Source organism: Bacteroidales bacterium, assembly GCA_013314715.1.
Taxonomy (GTDB): Bacteria; Bacteroidota; Bacteroidia; order Bacteroidales; family GWA2-32-17; genus Ch61.
In genome coordinates this window covers 1-17725 of the sequence record JABUFC010000002.1, presented here as the reverse complement: position 1 = coordinate 17725, position 17725 = coordinate 1, and the positions used below count along the sequence as shown (strand labels likewise).

Here is a 17725-nt window from a genome sequence, read left to right as displayed (position 1 = left end):
TTATGTAATTTAGCAGAAAAAAATAATATTTTTTATGGCAAATATTGAAGTTGGCGACAAAGTCCGTTTTTTAAATGAAGTAGGTCAAGGAATAGTAACGCGTATTCAAAATAAACTTGTTTATGTATTAACTGACGAAGGCTTTGAAATTCCAGTTCAAGCGAATCAGTTGGTTGTTGTCGAAAAGGTATCGAATACCCAGTCGGCCATTATTATAAATGATGCTGATACCATGAATTATAACTATGCTGAACGCGATGATAAATACTATGAACCTGAAACTTTCGAAAATCAAAGTGATAAATCTGAACCATTATCTAACGACTTGTACGTAGCTTTTGTGCCAACACAAGGTAAAGCTGAATATCGCGATTTATTTTTAATTAACGATTCAGAACATAATTTTACATTTTGTTTGTTTGTGCGTAAAAATAATGATTATGAATTTTTAGAAACAGGATTATTAGAGTCGGGAACCAAAGTATTTATAAAAGAACTAAGTAAAGAAGAAGTAGCTCAAATAGTTAATATTACTTTACAAGGAGTTATATACCGTCCTGAAGAAAACAAAGTTGGTAAATTACTTAATAAAGAACTTAAAGTAAATGCACTTTATTTGTTAAATATCAGTTACTTTAATGAAAATGATTTTTTTGATGAACCTGCTTTTTTATTCTCAGTTTTGCAAGCTGAAAAAAATCAGCAATTAATAAAACAACAAAAGCTTGAAGAAGATATTAAAGAAACCATCAAACCTATAAAAGAAAATGTTGAAAAGCCAGATCTCGTTGAGGTAGACTTACATATTCATGCATTAGTGGATGATTACAAAGACTTAACTCCGTCAGAGATGCTTCATATGCAGTTGTCTCATTTTCGTAAAAAAATGGAAGAATACATATTGACACCAACGGTAAAAAAGGTTGTTTTTATTCATGGAGTAGGTAATGGAACTCTTAAAATTGAATTAAGACGAATTCTTTCGCGCGAGTATGCTCATTACGATTATCAAGATGCTTCTTATCAGGAATATGGCTTTGGCGCTACGATGGTTATTTTAAGAAAGTAATTATTATTTTGCCCAATTAACAATTGGTTATACAAATTTGAACATTTACTTTACATGTTTTATTAAATACAAAAACAATTGAGATTGTTACCTTACAATGAGATTATGACTATAGTTTAAAAGTTGACAACCGGGGCTTTGTCTGCTCCGTTTTGTGCTTTAAAATATGCTTTAGGTTCAAAATTAAACATACTTGCAAAAATATTGCGTGGGAATTTACGAATAGCTGTATTATAATCGCGAGCTACTTCGTTGTATGTATTTCTTTCGTGAGCAATATTGGTTTCTATTTGTTGTAATTGACCTTGAAGCATAATAAAATTTTGATTGGCTTTTAAATCGGGGTAATTTTCAACGGTAACCAACAAACGCGAGAGCGAAGAGCTTAAATTTTGTTGTGCCTCTTCAAACGATTTGAGCGATGCTTCATCGAGTTTTTCGGGCGATAGGTTTATTGATGTAGCCTTTGCTCGGGCTTCTACTACTTCGGTTAGAGTTTTATTTTCGTGAGTAGCATATCCTTTTACAGTAGCTACTATATTATTAACTAAATCGGCTCGTTGTTGATATAAATTTTCAACTTGTGCCCATTGTGCATTTACTTTTTCTTCGCGAGTTACTAAACCGTTGTAATAAGAATAGCTCATTATTAATAAAATAGCTACTAAAATACTTACAAAACCAAATAATAATGTTGCTCCTAAACAACCACTTCCTTTTGTTTTTAAATTTTTGTCATACTTTGATTGTTCTTGATTATTTTCCATATAATGTTTATTTTTGTGATAGTACAAAATTAAGGTTAATTATGGAAACTACAAAAACTATTTTAGACACTTTAAAAAAAAGCGGCAAAGCCTTAAAAGCAGGCGAAATAGCTGAACTTACCGGTATTGATAAAAAAGAAGTGGACAAAGCTATTAAACAACTTATTGCCGAATCTAAAATATCTTCGCCGAAAAGATGTTATTACGAAGCAAAATAATTTTTACATATTTATAAAAAACGATATACACTTAAAGTTTTTTTAATTTAACGTTATAATTTGAAGTTTAAAAGTATTTTGAATAAAGTGATTATTCTATTTGATAGTAAAGATCAAATAGAATAAATACAAGAATATTTAAAACTAATTGAATTTAAAATCTTTATAATTTTTTTTATTGCATTATTCAAATTTTAATATTGTCATAAAACAATTATTTGTCAGTATAATGCAATAAACTTTCCATTACTTTTGCAAAAAATTAATTTTATGATTAAGAAAATATTATTAATTGGAGCTACAGGTCAAATAGGTAGTGAACTTACACTAGCATTAAGAAAAATATATGGTAACGATAATGTTATTGCTGCTGGTATCGAGAATCCTTGCGAAAAACTTCTTAACTCAGGCATCTATGAATATATAGATATACTTGATGCTAAAAGAATTGCAGAAGTAGTAAAAAAATATAATATTGATGCCATTATAAACATGGCTGCTATATTGAGTGCTGTAGGAGAGCAAAAACCTATGTTGGCGTGGAATGTTAATATGAATGGCTTTATTAATGTGCTAGAAGTGGGACGTGAGTTAAAGCTAAAACGCATATTAAACCCTAGTTCTATTGCTGCTTTTGGACCTTCAACTCCCAAGGATAATACTCCACAAGAAACAATTCTCAAGCCAACTTCAATGTATGGAATTACTAAAGTAGCAGGCGAATTATTAGGCGATTATTATGTTTTGAAATATGGTTTAGATGTTCGAGGACTACGTTATCCGGGTATTATTAGCAACGAAACACTTCCAGGTGGCGGAACCACTGATTATGCTGTTGCAATTTTTTACGATGCTATTAAATATGGTAGCTATAAATGTTTCTTAAAAGAAGATACAATGCTTCCAATGATGTATATGCCCGATTGTTTAAAAGCCACCATCGATTTATTTCATGCCGATTTTAATAAATTAGAGCATCACAACGATTTTAATTTGGCTGCCTTTAGCTTTACTCCTAAAATGTTATCCGATAATATAAAAAAATACATGCCTCATTTTACTATTACGTACGAACCCGATTTTCGCCAAGCTATTGCCGATTCTTGGCCACGTAGCATTGACGATAGTTGTGCACGTAAGGAATGGGGGTGGCAGCCCAATTATGATATGGATGCCATGGTAAAAGACATGTTGCAAGTGCTTAAAGCTAAACATGAAAAAGGTTTATTTTAAATTTAGAATATTCTAAACACCATATTTTTTTATTATTCATACCTATTCATTATTTTTGAATAATTTTTAACGACACACGTTTTATGTCTATTGAAGTTTTTAATGTTACAAAATTATATGGTGAGCAAAAAGCTTTAGATAATGTTTCATTTAGAGTAGAAAAGGGTGAGATATTTGGTTTTTTAGGTCCTAATGGAGCTGGTAAAACAACCATGATGAAAATTATTATGGGTATTATCCCACCCAACGAAGGGCAAGTGTTTATTAATAAAATGGATATATTAAACGATAGTATTCAAGTCAGAAAACAAATAGGATACTTGCCAGAAAATAATCCACTTTATTATGATATGTATGTAAAAGAATATCTAAAATTTATAGCTTCTGTATATAAAATTAAAGATAAAGAAAAACGTGTTAATGAAATAATCGAACAAACGGGCTTAGCAGTAGAACAACATAAGCTAATCGGTGCACTTTCAAAAGGCTATAAACAAAGAGTCGGAATTGCTCAAGCATTGATTCATAACCCTTCGGTACTTATTCTCGATGAGCCTACAAGTGGGTTAGACCCAAATCAAATTATAGAAATAAGGAATTTAATAGCTGAAGTTGGTAAGCATAAAACAGTATTACTCTCAACACATATTATGCAAGAAGTTGAAGCTATTTGTAAGCGTATCATTATTATCAATAAAGGTAAACTTGTTGCCGATAATAACAAAGAAAGCTTACAAGAATCGTTAATTGATAAAGAAAAGCAAATTATTTTTGTTGAGTTCGACAATACTGTATCAATAGACGATCTTTTAAATATTAAAGGTGTTAAAAAAGTAAAATCTGTTAAAAAAATGCAATACCTAATTGAAGCAAGTATTGAACAAGATATTCGACCACTTGTATTTCAATTTGCTGTTAAAAAAAATATTGCGGTTCTCTCTATGCAGCGAAAAGAGAAAAGCTTAGAAGAGCTTTTCCATGAGCTTACAAAAGAAGATTAGTTTTTTTACTTACAATTTTAAATTCTTCAAAAAGCTTTTTTGAAATAATTTCTTTTTTTGACAAAAGAGCATTATCTTTACATAAAATAAAGTAATTAGATGACTAAATGGATATTAATTATATTTATCTGTATTTCAACTCAATTAGCAGCACAGGTTTATTTTCCAATTATTGATTCTATTCCTATGCGTGATGGGAAAAAATTAGCTGCCGATATTTATTTAGCCGATACTACTCAACCTTTGCCAACTATTCTTATACAAACGCCCTATAATCGAATATTATATCGTTGGAGCTTACCCTTGGTTGGTACTTCGCTATATCAGAATCATTATAATTTTGTAATTGTCGATTGGAGAGGATTTTATGGAAGTGCATCGGCATATGTAGCCAATTACAATAGAGGATTAGATGGTTATGATGTAGTAGAATGGATAGCACAACAGCCATGGAGCAATGGTAAAATAGGCACATGGGGACCATCGGCATTGGGCAAAATTCAATATCAAACAGCCAAAGAAAATCCACCACATTTAACATGTTGTGTTCCTATTGTTGCTTTTCCACAAATAACATATCAAGAGTATTTTCCTGGGGGAGTATATCGAACCGAATATGTGCAGCAACTCGATCAATTAGGTTATGGACTTTCGCCCTGGTTACTTGCCAATCCTTATTATAATTTTCAATGGCAATATGTAGAATCGACCACGAATTATCCTCAAGCTATTAAAGTACCCTTTTTTATGATAGGAGGATGGTACGACCATAACATTGATGGTATGATTTCATTTTTTAAGGCTATACGTCAACAATCGCCAGTAGCTTCAAAACACAAAATGCTTATGGGACCCTGGGTACATGGTGGACATGGTAGCTCATATGTGGGATCTTGTCAGCAAGGTGAGTTAGTGTTTAACAATGCTTGTCAGTGGAGCGATTCACTCGCATTACGTTTTTTCGATTATTACCTACGTAATATTAACAACGGTTGGGAAAATGAACCTGTTTTTAGATATTATCAAATAGGAACAAATCAATGGTTAGAAAGCTTTTCAGTTGACTCAATAATGGCAAATGAACAAAAATTTTATTTAAACGAAAATAGATTACTCACCATAAATCAACCGATATCAGTTGATACTTATGAGAGTTTTACCTATAATCCAGCCGATCCTTCGCCAACCCATGGTGGATGTACTTTAAGACAAGATTTATTACAAGGACCTTATGATCAGTCGCAAGCAGTTGAATTAAGAAACGACATTGTTGTTTTTAGTACTGAAACATTAACACAAGATATTAGTATATTTGGCCATCCTGTAATTCGATTATATGTAAGTAGTAATAGAAAAGATACCGATTTTGCTATTCGTTTTTGCGATGTATATCCCGATGGGAGGTCTATGCTTATATCAGATGGGATTCAACGTATGCGTTTTAGAAATGGTTATACAATCAATGATACTGCCTCTATGCAACCCAATACCATATATGACATAACGATTCAACTTCCATATGTTGCATACACATTTTTACAGGGACATAAAATTAGACTAGATATATCGTCATCTAATTATCCTAAGTACGATAATAATTTAAATAATGGATTAACCATGTATGTGCCAGGCGACACTTTAATAGCAACTAATAAAGTATATTTTAATCAATATCAAAGTTCATTTTTGTCATTGCCAATATTAAATTATAATTCATATGTTCAAAAACAGATAAACAGTGGACTAATTTACCCAAACCCTACAAATGGATTTTTAAATTTTTCTTATCAAATAGAAGCCGATCAAATTCAAAATATTATATTAACTGATTTATTAGGAAAAAGCTATAAATTGCCTAATGAATTACCTATTGACATAACTTTATATACTAGTGGAGTGTATTTCATTTCTATTTATTTAAAAAATGGAGCTTCAAATGTTGAAAAATTGGTTAAAAAATAGAATTTTTGGGCTTCAAAATATAAGTATAAAGCAATATTTATTTATTGCCATTACTATTTATATTGTTGGGATCACAAGTTTTTTGATCGTTACATACTACTTAGAAAAAGGAAATATCAATAGTGAAGTTAACAATAAACTTGTTAGAGCAGCTCAAAGTATTGATTATTTATTACCCATGAATTATCATGATAGAGCTATTAATAGAGGTAGTATAGGCGATATAGAATTTAATGAAATATTACAACAACTAACTCTTCATGCAAATAATTATGGAATAAAATACATATATACTATGGTAGAGCAGAATGGTAGGCTTTATTTTACTTCATCTTCTGCTACTAACCAAGAAATGCAAACTGGACAAAATTTATCATATTATTGGCAAGAATATACAGAAGCCCATCAGGCTTTTTTTAAAGCTTTTGAAAATAATACCATTCAGTTTATTGAATATACTGATCGATGGGGAACATTTAGAACAGTAGTTATTCCAAAAATATCTTTAACAGGCAGAAAATATTTAGCTTGCGCCGATGTAGATATTAGTTATATTGATGCTCTATTATGGAAAAAGTTTTTATTTACACTATTTAAAGCTTTATTCTTTACAATAATTATTTTACCCCTATTTCATGTTTTATATAAATATAATAAACAACTAACATTAAAGTTTAAAACTGAACTAAACAAAAAAGAACTTAAAGTATCGCACGAAGAAGATTTAAAAAAGCACTCATTGCAATTATTAAAACAGGTAGATGAAAAATTCAAAGCGATATTTGATCATTCACCTTTGCCAATGATTATTTTATCAAGTAGTGGTAAGGTAATCGATTCCAATAAAGCTTGTCAAAATTTTTTAGAAATTAAAAAATTTGAGTTAAACGATCATATTATTTTTACATTACCATTTTTCAATAGTGTTAGCGATTTTGAAAAGATTGCTGAAGAATTAAATAAGAACATGACCATTAATGGATATTCTATTACCTTAAATACAAAAAAAGGTACTGTACCATGTAAAATATGGGGAACGATTCTTCAAACTACACAAAAACCTCAATATATTTTTATAATTCAAGATGTTACTTCAGAACTAAATTTCTTTAAAGAACTTGAAGAAGCCAAAAAAATAGCTGAAGAAATTTCATTGCGTAAATCGAATTTTATTGCTAATATTAGTCATGAAATAAGAACACCATTAAATGCAATCATTGGATTTGCCGATTTACTTAGAGAAGATTATAAAGACGAAAAACTTCGAAATGAATATATTGAGGTAATAGCTTCAAATAGCAAAACTTTACTTTCTTTAATAAACGATTTAATCGATTTTTCAAAAATCGAAGCTGGACAACTCAAAATTACTGAAGGTCCTTGTTATCTAAATCAGCTCTTAAATCGTTTAGAAGTATGGATTAACGAAGAAATTAAACATAGAAAATTAGACATTAAAGTAGAAAAACATTGCCCGTTGAGCGATAGCGATTCAATCATTATAACTGATGAAATAAGACTTAATCAAGTATTATTAAACTTACTTACCAATTCGCTTAAATTTACTAAAAATGGTTTTATCAAATTTGGTTATGAGCTAAAAAATAATTTATTGCAATTTTATGTAATAGATAGTGGTTTAGGAATGTCAAAAGAAGATATTCAAATTATTTTTGAACGATTTGGACAAGGGAAAGAAGGACAAAAATCAAAATATGGTGGGGCAGGACTTGGGTTATCTATTTCGAAGCGCATTATTGAACTGCTTGGGGGTGATATATGGGTAGAATCGGAGTTAAACAAAGGTACAGTATTCTATTTTACATTAAGCTATAAAAAATATTGGCTTAAAGAAGAAAATCAAAAAGAAGCTTCAGTTAAAATTAATTGGAATAATTTTACTTTTTTAATTGTTGAAAAAGATCCTAATATCTTAGAGTTTTTGTCACGATTGTTGAAATTAAATAAAGTACCGTATTTTGTTGCAAAAAAAAGTGGAGATATTATAGAACTACTCGAAAAAGAACCTCAAATCAATATTGTTTTACTCGATCTAAATTTTGAAATTACCAATTTATCTCAGCTTATTTCACATATAAAAAATAAAAAAATCAAGATTATTGCAACAAGTGCCAATCCTTATTTGATAAACATCAATAAAAGCCATAATTTAGGATTCGATGTATTATTACCAAAACCATACTCAAAAAAACAGTTAGAAGATGCATTACAAAATTTAATATAACTGTTTTGAGTTTATATTTAATGTGGTTAACAAATTGAAAATTCAATATATAAAAAAAGCCGGTCATCCCGGCTTTTTTTATTGATTAAGTTGTTATTTTATTGTAATGGTGCAATAACTTCGATAAGTTCGGGTAAATCCATGCCAAGTTTTTTCAAATGTTCAATAGTAGGAACGCCATTTTTATTCCACCCGCGGCGTTTGTAAACAGCATCGAGTAATTGTTCATAACGGTTTTCTCGATATTGACGAAGTGCTTTAATTTTTTCTTCAGTGCTCATGCCTTCCGGGTTGATACCAACTAAAGTACGTAATTGATTATCGTAACGATCGGCTCTTGATTCATATTCTTCTTTGGTTACAGGTCCAGCTGCACGGTATGGTTGAGCATCGAATTGGCGTGTACCATATCCACGGCGAATATTAAAAATACGTTGGAAATTATATACGCGTTCTGATTGACGTATTAATTCGTGTTTATCTATATGATTACCTGTAACTGCATTATAAATTGTAACATAATTATCAACATGTTCAGGAACTTTAGCTGGTTCGTCTGTTAAATGATTATCAGCTGGTTCAACATCATTCCATGGCAACTTGCATAAACCTTGTAAGCCAAACCAAGTACGGAACATGGGAAAGTAATGCAAAGCTTCGGCTTTATCTTCGAAAGTAGGTATTTGGTTATTTACCATATCCATAAAAATGAGCCAAGCTTCGTCGTGTTGAGGTCCTTTATTGGTCATTGCATAACCGCCTTGTTGAGCTAGTGATTCTTTTGATACGTATTGACTATATTCTAATCCTTTATTTACCATTGCTATATCGTTGAGCAATGATGCATCGCCCCAACCTTTTTCAATAAACATTTGTTTTAATTTGTGGGTACCTAAACCAGCAATTTTACCAAATCCTTCGCCTCTTGCCATTTGATGGAGCATTTCTAATACAGCCGCACCGTTGCCCCATGTTAATTCAAGCCCCATGGTACGTTCTTTATTTAAGATACCATATTCATAACATTCCATTAAGAAAGCGGTAAGCGTTCCAAATGTAATAGTGCAAATGCCATATACATCGCAATAGAAGTTTGTTTCTATAATGTGTTCGGGGTCGAAAATAGCACAATTCGAACCTAATCCAGCTGCGGTTTCGTATTCAGGACCATCAACTACTACTTTTTTGCCTTTAAATGGACCTGTTTTTAGTTCAAAATTGTCTACACCTTTAGCGCAAGCCATATTACATCCAATCCAACATCCATCGGGTACACCTTGTGTAAAATAGCTTTTCCAAACTTCTGAATGAATTTTGGCAGCATCGGGATGTGAACCGTATTTAAAGTTTTTGGTAGGTAAAAGGTCGTAATCGTTCATAATTTCTACTAAGTGTGCCGTTCCTTTTGAACGCATTTGGCATTGTTTGTCGTCTAATTCGCGAATTTCTTTATTAAAACGACGACCACGTTCCATAATGGCCTCTAAATCGGCTACATTATTTAAATTTCCTTTTACTCCAGGAATTTTACAAACGATAGCTTTTATTTTCTTATCACGGAAAACAGTTCCAATTCCACCGCGACCAGCTTGTTTTAAGCGAATGGCTTTGCGTTTATTGTCGTAAAAGGTAAAGTTGAGCATACCGATTAAGCTATGATCGGCTGCAGGACCAGTCGATACGATACCAATATTTTTCTTGTCTGCTTCGTTTTCGGCAAACATTTCGGTTAGTTGTTCGGGTAATTGATAGCTATCGAGCGCTTCTAATGGAGCTTCAAATATTTCTATTTTACCATTTACACCATCAATATAAATTATAACATCTTTTTGAGCCTTACCTTGTAATTCAATAGAATCAAAACCTGAAAATTTTAAAAATGGACCAAAAAAGCCACCAACATTGCTATCTATAACAATGTCTGTTTGTGGAGAAATAGTAACTACTAACGATTTTCCTGTTCCACTATATTGTGTAATACCTCCAATTGGACCTGAACCTATTACGATTTCGTTTTCGGGATCGTTCCATTTAGTAGTTGGAGTGGTTGCATCCCACAAAAGTTTTAAACCATAACCTTTACCACCAATAAACTTTTCTTTCATTAAGGGTGGAACATCCTTTATTTTTACTTCGGGAGTACCAACATTAATGTATAAAATTTTATCGGTATAACCTCTGTAAAGAGGAGTAATAGAGTATTTTAACTCTTTTAGCATTTTGTGGGCAGCTTTTAAATCTTGTACATTCATAAAATCTCATTTTTTATATGAGACAAATATATAAAGCTTTTATTTCCTGAACAAGTGAAAAAAATCATATCTTTTATATTCATTCTTATGCTTACAAAAAACGTTTTTTTTTATAACCGTTCATTTTGTATCTTTAAACAAAAAAATAAAATACAATGAAGGAAAAAATATTAGTTAATACTATTTTAATTATCAATGTTTTAATTATCCTCTTATTATTGATGAGTTTAGCAAAAATGCTACCTGATAGTTATTTAAAAGTATTTTTATTTTCGATGCTAATCGTAAATATTATTGGTTTATTATTGATTTACAATACGTTAAACAAAAAAAATAATCAAATAGTTGATTTACAAGAAAAATTTAATGAAAAAGAAAGAGCTTATAAACAATTGAACTATCAATTACAAAATCAACAAGATGAAATTATTAAACAAATGGAATCTATAAGCGAACAACGGAGTATTATTGAGTATCAAAAACAGGAACTTGAAGATAGTATTGAATATGCTTTTCGTATTCAGCAAGCAATATTACCTCCAATGAATTACATAGATCGAATATTAAATCAATATTTTATTTTTTATTTACCCAAGTCAATTGTAAGCGGCGATTTTTATTTTATTGAGCAGGAAGCTGATTCTATTGTTATTGCAGCTGTCGATTGTACAGGACATGGTGTACCGGGAGCAATGATGTCTGTTATTGGCTATGATTTATTAAATCAGGCTGTTAAAATTAATCATATAACAAAGCCTTCTGAAATTTTAAGTTTTGTTGACGAAGGAGTAACTAATTTTTTACGTCAAGTAAACGATGAAAGTGGTGTTCATGATGGAATGGATATCTCAATAGTTTGTATAAATAAATTTTTTAAAATTGTAGAGTTTGCAGGTGCATATCATGAGCTTTATTATACTCATAAAGATAATATTTACGAAATTAAAGGCAATAAATTTCCTATTGGTATGAATATAGATGGGGTAGTAGACCAATATACCAATCATGGTGTTCCTGTTACTAGCGGCGATATGCTTTATTTGTTTAGTGATGGCTTTGCCGACCAATTTGGTGGAAATAAAAATAAAAAATATAAATACCGTCAATTAAAACAATTACTACACGATATATCTCAGTTCGATTGTAATATACAAAAAGAGATTCTGTCGCAAGAATTTAAAAAATGGCGAGGAACAAATGAACAAGTTGATGACGTATTAGTTATAGGTGTTCGAGTATAGTTTTTTTTAATAAAAAAATACGTATTTTCGAGCAATAAAAAAAAGAGTATATGCCCAAAATAAAAAATTTTGCAGTAGTACTTTCGGGATGTGGTGTTTATGATGGTTCAGAAATTCATGAGGCCACATTAACACTTTTAGCAATCTCTCGTTTAGGAGGGACTTTTGAAATTTTTGCTCCCGATATTGATCAATATCATGTTGTTAATCATTTAACGGGTGAAGTTTCAAACGAAAAACGAAATGTTTTAGTAGAAGCTGCGCGTATTGCTCGAGGCAAAATAAGCCCTTTATCGGCATATAAAGCGAGCAACTTTGATGGTATTATTTTCCCTGGAGGTTTTGGAGCAGCTAAAAATTTATCGACTTATGCTTTTGATGGCGATCAAATGCATGTAAATCCAGAAGTGGAAAAGGCTATCATTGATACCGCAAAACAAAACAAGCCAATTGGGGCTTTATGTATATCGCCTGTTATTATATCGAAGGTATTAGGAAATGTATCGTTAACGATTGGAAAAGATATTAATGTAGCCAAGTTACTCGAAAAATTTGGCTCTAAGCATGTAACCACAGATAAAGGCGAAATAGCTATAGACCCTAATAATAAAATTGTAACAACACCTTGTTATATGCTTGAATCATCTATTGCTGAAATTTACGATGGAATTGAAAATGCAGTTAGAGCAATGATGAAATTAACTCTTTAGAATATTTCATGTTTTTAAGTTTATATAATCGTCATCCTCAATTGGAGGAGATAATTTCTATTTTAACTAATTCTAAAGAAGTATCTCTATTATTTAAGAATTTAAGTGGTTCCTCGTTTCATTTGCTAATATCAGTTTTATTTCAAAAGCTTAATAAATCTATATTACTGGTTTATCCCGATAAAGAGCAAGCTATGTATGCTTATACAGATTTTGTAACTTTACTCAATGAGCAGCAAATATTGTATTTCCCTTCATCGTATAAGCGCAAATTGAAAAATCAACATTTTGACAATACGCAAGTCATACTTCGCAACGAATGCATTGAAAAAATAAACAATAATGTACCTATTATATTAATAACATATCCCGAAGCTATAAGTGAGAAGGTTTTAGAAAAAAACTTATTTGATAAAAGTTCGTTGCCTATTTGTTTAAACGAGGAATTAGATATGGATTTTATCGAAGAAGTTTTAAACAGTTATCAATTTGAGCTTGTCGATTTTGTAGTTGCACCTGGTCAGTTTGCACGTCGAGGGGCATTACTCGATGTTTTTTCATATTCTTCTGAAAATCCGTACCGAATAGAATTTAGAAATGATAAAATACACTCCATTCGCACATTTAATTTCGAAAATCAAACAAGCATTGCTGAATTGGAAAAAGTTTCGATTACTCCAAATATTATTAGCAATTACAAGAGTCAAATCAATGGGTTTATATTAGATTATTTTCCAACCGAAACGATTGTTGTTACATATGATACTATTTTGTTTGAACAGCAAATTAATCAATTTAAAACCGATCGTTTTATTCATCTCGATGAAGAAAAAGAACACATTCCATCCTTTACGTTTGAAGAAATATGTACATATTTTAAAAAATATTGTTGGATTGAATATGGCAATGGGGTACATAAACATCAAGCAATTTTTTCTTTTAATACACTCCCACAGCCATCATTCAATAAAAATTTTGAATTATTGCACGAAGATATTGTAAAAAAATCATCAGAAGGCTTTAACATCCATTTTTTAGTTGAACATGAGAATCAGCAAGAACGTTTGAGCGATATACTATTAAATCTTGGCGTAAAAGATAAAGTAATTTTTGTTAATAAGTCTTTAAGTCAGGGCTTTATTGATAACGACTTAAAAATAGCATGCTATACTGAACATCAATTTTTTAATAAATATTTTAGACATAAAGTTCACGATCGTTTTCTTCATTCCGAAAGCCTCACCATAAATGAGTTTGCTTTGTTAAAACCTGGTGATTATGTCGTTCATATCGATCATGGAATAGGTATTTTTGCTGGCCTTGAGAAAATTGAGATTAATGGTAAGTGGCAAGAGCAAATAAAAATAGTTTACAAAGACAATGCATTGGTGTATGTTTCAATTCATAATTTGCATAAAATCTCAAAATATCGTGGTCGCGATAGTGTAGCTCCTAAATTAAGTAAATTAGGCTCAGGAGCTTGGCAAAAAATAAAATCGGTTGCTAAGCAAAAAGCCAAAGATATTGCTCGCGATTTAATAAAACTCTATGCCGAACGAATGAAACAAAAAGGATTTGCTTTTTCGCCCGATACGTACCTTCAAGAAGAATTAGAAGCCTCTTTTTTTTATGAAGACACACCCGATCAAGCAAAAGCAACCAAAGCGGTTAAAGCTGATATGGAAAAACCTATTCCAATGGATAGGCTTATTTGTGGAGATGTTGGTTTTGGAAAAACCGAAATCGCTATTAGAGCAGCGTTTAAAGCAGTAGCTGATAACAAACAAGTAGCCGTATTGGTTCCTACAACACTTTTAGCATTACAACATTATCTTACGTTTAAAGAACGACTTCAAAAATTTCCATGCACAGTTGAATACTTAACTCGTTTAAAAACAGCAAAACAAGAAAAAGAAATATTAGAAAACCTAAAACAAGGTAAAATCGATATTTTGATAGGTACTCATAAAATTTTGAGTAAGAAATTGGAGTTTAAAGATCTTGGTTTATTAATTATTGACGAAGAACAGAAATTTGGTGTAGCCGCAAAAGAAAAATTGCGACAAATAAAAACAAATGTAGATACCCTTACACTAACCGCAACTCCAATTCCACGAACACTTCAGTTTTCGTTAATGGGTGCTCGCGATTTATCTATTATTCAAACACCACCGCCTAATCGGCAACCTATAATTACAGAACTTCATACCTTCGATAAAGAAATAATTAAAAAAGCTATTGAGTTTGAGCTTGGACGTGGTGGCCAAGTCTTCTTTATTCATAATCGAGTAGATACAATTCATGAAATTGAAAAGATTGTTCGTGAACTTGTACCATATGCAAGTATTGCCATTGGACATGGTCAAATGAATCCTATTGAATTAGAAAAAATAATGATCGATTTTATAGAAGGAAATTACGACATACTTATTTCTACTTCTATTGTTGAAAATGGGATCGATATTCCCAATGCCAACACTATTATTATTAATAATGGACATATGTTTGGATTAAGCGATTTGCACCAATTAAGAGGAAGAGTTGGCAGAACTAATCGCAAAGCTTTTTGTTATATATTAATTCCACCATTCGATTCTTTGCCCATAGATGCACGCAAACGCCTAAGAGCTATCGAAGAATTTAGCGATTTAGGTAGTGGTTTCTACATTGCACTTCAAGATTTAGATATTAGAGGTTCAGGAAATTTGCTTGGTGCCGAACAAAGTGGGTTTATTGCCGAAATGGGATTCGATACATATCAAAAAATATTGCAAGAAGCTGTGCAAGAAATACGCGATGAAGAAATGCAAGAAGAAGGTAAAACAGAATTAAAGCAAGATAATATTTATCAACCAAAGCAATATATTTATGATTGTACATTTGAGAGCGACTTACAACTTTATATTCCAGAGTATTATGTTGAAAACATTGCAGAACGTATTCGCCTATACAAAGAAATTGACCAAATTGAAGATGAAAATGGTATAGAAACTTTTTCGCAGTTGTTAAGTGATCGATTTGGTCCTATACCTAAAGAAGTTTATGGACTTTTTGACGTATTACGAATTCGATGGATTGCACAAAAGCTAGGCTTTGAAAAGGTAAGCATGAAAATGAATAAACTTAACTGTTATTTTATTAGCAATAAACAATCTCAATACTACGAAAGTCATGTGTTTAGAAATATATTAAACTATTTACAAAACTCACATAACCAAATAACTTTAAAAGAACAACATGAACGTTTATACCTACAATTTAATAATATAAATACTTTAACTAAAGCATTTGCAATACTCGAAAATATATATCAAACAATATCAAAAACATAAATGATATAATATTTATATCTACATTTGTGGTGAATTTATGTGGTTTCAAATTAAAAAAGCAATTATTTATTATTTATGTTCGCATCATAAAAAAGGACATGGTATTCATTCGCCATTTGTTTTTGAAATTATTACTCAAGTTTTTAGAGATAGAAGAAAATATCCTGAATACGATATTGCAAAAAATATTTTCTATCAATTAAAAAAAAATAAAACAAAAATAGAAACCCCATTATTAGGTGCAAAGGCTTCAAATAAAAAACAAACATTGAAAATATCAAATATTGCAAAAAAATCGACCATATCTGCTAAATATGGTCAATTGTTGTTTCGATTAGTACGATATTTTAATGCTCAAAACATATTAGAACTGGGAACTTGTTTGGGTCTTGGCACTACCTATTTAGCTTTAGCCAATAAAAAAGCCCAAGTTTATACAATCGAAGGTTCCGAAGCATTTTTGAATATTGCTCGTGAAAATTTATGGTCTAATAATATTAATAATGTTCATTTAATAGCCGGAACATTTGAACAGCAGCTAAAATATTGTTTAGAACAAATGCCAACATTAGATTTTGTTTTCATTGATGGTAATCATACTTATGAGGCAACATTAAGCTATTTTGATATATTGGCACAATATGCACATCATAATACCATTCTTGTTTTTGACGATATTTATTGGAGTCCTCAGATGGCTCAAGCTTGGGAAAAAATAAAAGCTGATTCACGTATTACCTTAACGATGGATATTTTTAGAATGGGTTTGGTATTTTTTAGAAAAGAAATTATGGTCAAACAGCATTTCGTTATTCGATTTTAAATTGTATCTTAGCCATTTATATGGAAAGACAAGAAATTATCATATTAAAGCAGCTGTTTAAGTTTTATCAAGTTGGAACTGAGATAGTAAAAGCATTGCGAAATGTAAATTTAACAATTTATAAAAACGAATATGTAGCTATTATGGGACCTTCGGGGTCAGGAAAATCTACCATGATGAATATTCTTGGTTGTTTAGATACTCCTACTGCTGGAACTTATATACTAAACCAAAAAGATGTTAGTCGTTTGTCTGAAAATGAATTAGCTAATATTCGTAACAAAGAAATAGGTTTCATTTTTCAAACTTTTAATTTAATGCCTCGATACTCAGCACTAGAAAATGTTGCTTTACCATTAGTTTATGCAGGTGTAAAAAAACAAGAAAGGATCGAAAAGGCAAAAGAAGTTTTGGAAAAAGTGGGATTAGCCGATAGAATGATGCACAAACCAAATGAGTTGAGTGGGGGACAACGTCAACGTGTAGCTATTGCTAGAGCATTAGTAAATAATCCATCCATAATACTTGCCGATGAACCTACTGGCAATCTTGACACTAAAACATCTATTGAAATAATGCGACTTTTTGATGTTATTCACCAAATGGGTAATACGGTTATTATAGTTACACACGAAGAAGATATTGCCGATTATGCTCATCGTATTGTTCGATTGAGAGACGGTAAAATTGAAAAAGATTTTGTTAATCCTGAGCCTAAAAACCTAATCGCATATTCGTAAATTTTAAAATATGAAATAGCCATGAGAATAAATTCACAGCAACCGAAAATGAAATTATCACTCACAAATAAGCCTTGCTCTTTATTCGAATGGCGTATTCCATGTGACCTTAATTTAAAAATTAAAAAATAA

At 31.0% G+C, this 17725-nt stretch carries 13 protein-coding genes; 11 read left to right on the top strand and 2 right to left on the bottom strand.

Annotation, left to right across the window (positions count from 1 at the left end; all coding sequences use genetic code 11):
- Nucleotides 1-34 precede the first annotated feature (34 nt).
- Entirely contained in the window at nt 35-1069 is a 1035-nt protein-coding gene (locus HPY79_00635) for a DUF2027 domain-containing protein (protein NSW44326.1), read from the top strand.
- A gap of 116 nt (nt 1070-1185) precedes the next feature.
- Here the strand turns inward: HPY79_00635 and HPY79_00630 are convergent, their stop codons facing one another.
- Entirely contained in the window at nt 1186-1836 is a 651-nt protein-coding gene (locus HPY79_00630; GenBank protein ID NSW44325.1) for a LemA family protein, read from the bottom strand.
- Between the two features lie 41 nt (nt 1837-1877).
- Between HPY79_00630 and HPY79_00625 the strand changes: the two genes are divergently transcribed.
- From HPY79_00625 to HPY79_00605, 5 genes are all read left to right on the top strand, one after another.
- Entirely contained in the window at nt 1878-2054 is a 177-nt protein-coding gene (locus HPY79_00625) for a MarR family transcriptional regulator (protein NSW44324.1), read from the top strand.
- Between the two features lie 273 nt (nt 2055-2327).
- Nucleotides 2328-3287 carry an NAD-dependent epimerase/dehydratase family protein gene (locus tag HPY79_00620; protein ID NSW44323.1) on the top strand — a complete coding sequence of 320 codons (960 nt, stop codon included), beginning with the start codon at nt 2328-2330 and terminating at the stop codon, nt 3285-3287.
- A gap of 83 nt (nt 3288-3370) precedes the next feature.
- Nucleotides 3371-4288, top strand: coding sequence for a gliding motility-associated ABC transporter ATP-binding subunit GldA (gldA, locus tag HPY79_00615; protein ID NSW44322.1), 918 nt, complete (start codon nt 3371-3373; stop codon nt 4286-4288).
- A gap of 99 nt (nt 4289-4387) precedes the next feature.
- Nucleotides 4388-6250: a CocE/NonD family hydrolase gene (locus HPY79_00610; protein NSW44321.1), complete on the top strand. Its 1863-nt coding sequence runs from the start codon at nt 4388-4390 to the stop codon at nt 6248-6250.
- Nucleotides 6225-8495: a response regulator gene (locus HPY79_00605; protein NSW44320.1), complete on the top strand. Its 2271-nt coding sequence runs from the start codon at nt 6225-6227 to the stop codon at nt 8493-8495. The genes HPY79_00610 and HPY79_00605 overlap by 26 nt, the downstream gene beginning before the upstream one ends.
- A 98-nt stretch (nt 8496-8593) precedes the next feature.
- Here HPY79_00605 and HPY79_00600 read toward each other — a convergent pair whose 3' ends face one another.
- Nucleotides 8594-10747 (bottom strand): aldehyde:ferredoxin oxidoreductase, encoded by a 2154-nt coding sequence (locus tag HPY79_00600; GenBank protein ID NSW44319.1) that lies wholly within the window; start codon nt 10745-10747, stop codon nt 8594-8596.
- Nucleotides 10748-10902: 155 nt separating this feature from the next.
- Between HPY79_00600 and HPY79_00595 the strand changes: the two genes are divergently transcribed.
- The 5 genes from HPY79_00595 to HPY79_00575 are packed head-to-tail and all read left to right on the top strand — an operon-like array spanning nt 10903 to nt 17593.
- A complete protein-coding gene (locus HPY79_00595; GenBank protein ID NSW44318.1) occupies nt 10903-11988 on the top strand; it encodes a SpoIIE family protein phosphatase in 1086 nt (361 codons plus the stop codon).
- Nucleotides 11989-12038: 50 nt separating this feature from the next.
- A complete protein-coding gene (gene elbB, locus HPY79_00590; protein NSW44317.1) occupies nt 12039-12698 on the top strand; it encodes an isoprenoid biosynthesis glyoxalase ElbB in 660 nt (219 codons plus the stop codon).
- Between the two features lie 8 nt (nt 12699-12706).
- The gene (mfd, locus tag HPY79_00585) at nt 12707-16030 is read left to right on the top strand and encodes a transcription-repair coupling factor (GenBank protein NSW44316.1); all 3324 of its coding nucleotides are present in this window, start codon (nt 12707-12709) and stop codon (nt 16028-16030) included.
- A gap of 37 nt (nt 16031-16067) precedes the next feature.
- The gene (locus HPY79_00580; GenBank protein ID NSW44315.1) at nt 16068-16853 is read left to right on the top strand and encodes a class I SAM-dependent methyltransferase; all 786 of its coding nucleotides are present in this window, start codon (nt 16068-16070) and stop codon (nt 16851-16853) included.
- A 35-nt stretch (nt 16854-16888) separates the two neighbouring features.
- The gene (locus HPY79_00575) at nt 16889-17593 is read left to right on the top strand and encodes an ABC transporter ATP-binding protein (protein ID NSW44314.1); all 705 of its coding nucleotides are present in this window, start codon (nt 16889-16891) and stop codon (nt 17591-17593) included.
- The last annotated feature ends 132 nt before the right edge of the window (nt 17594-17725 follow it).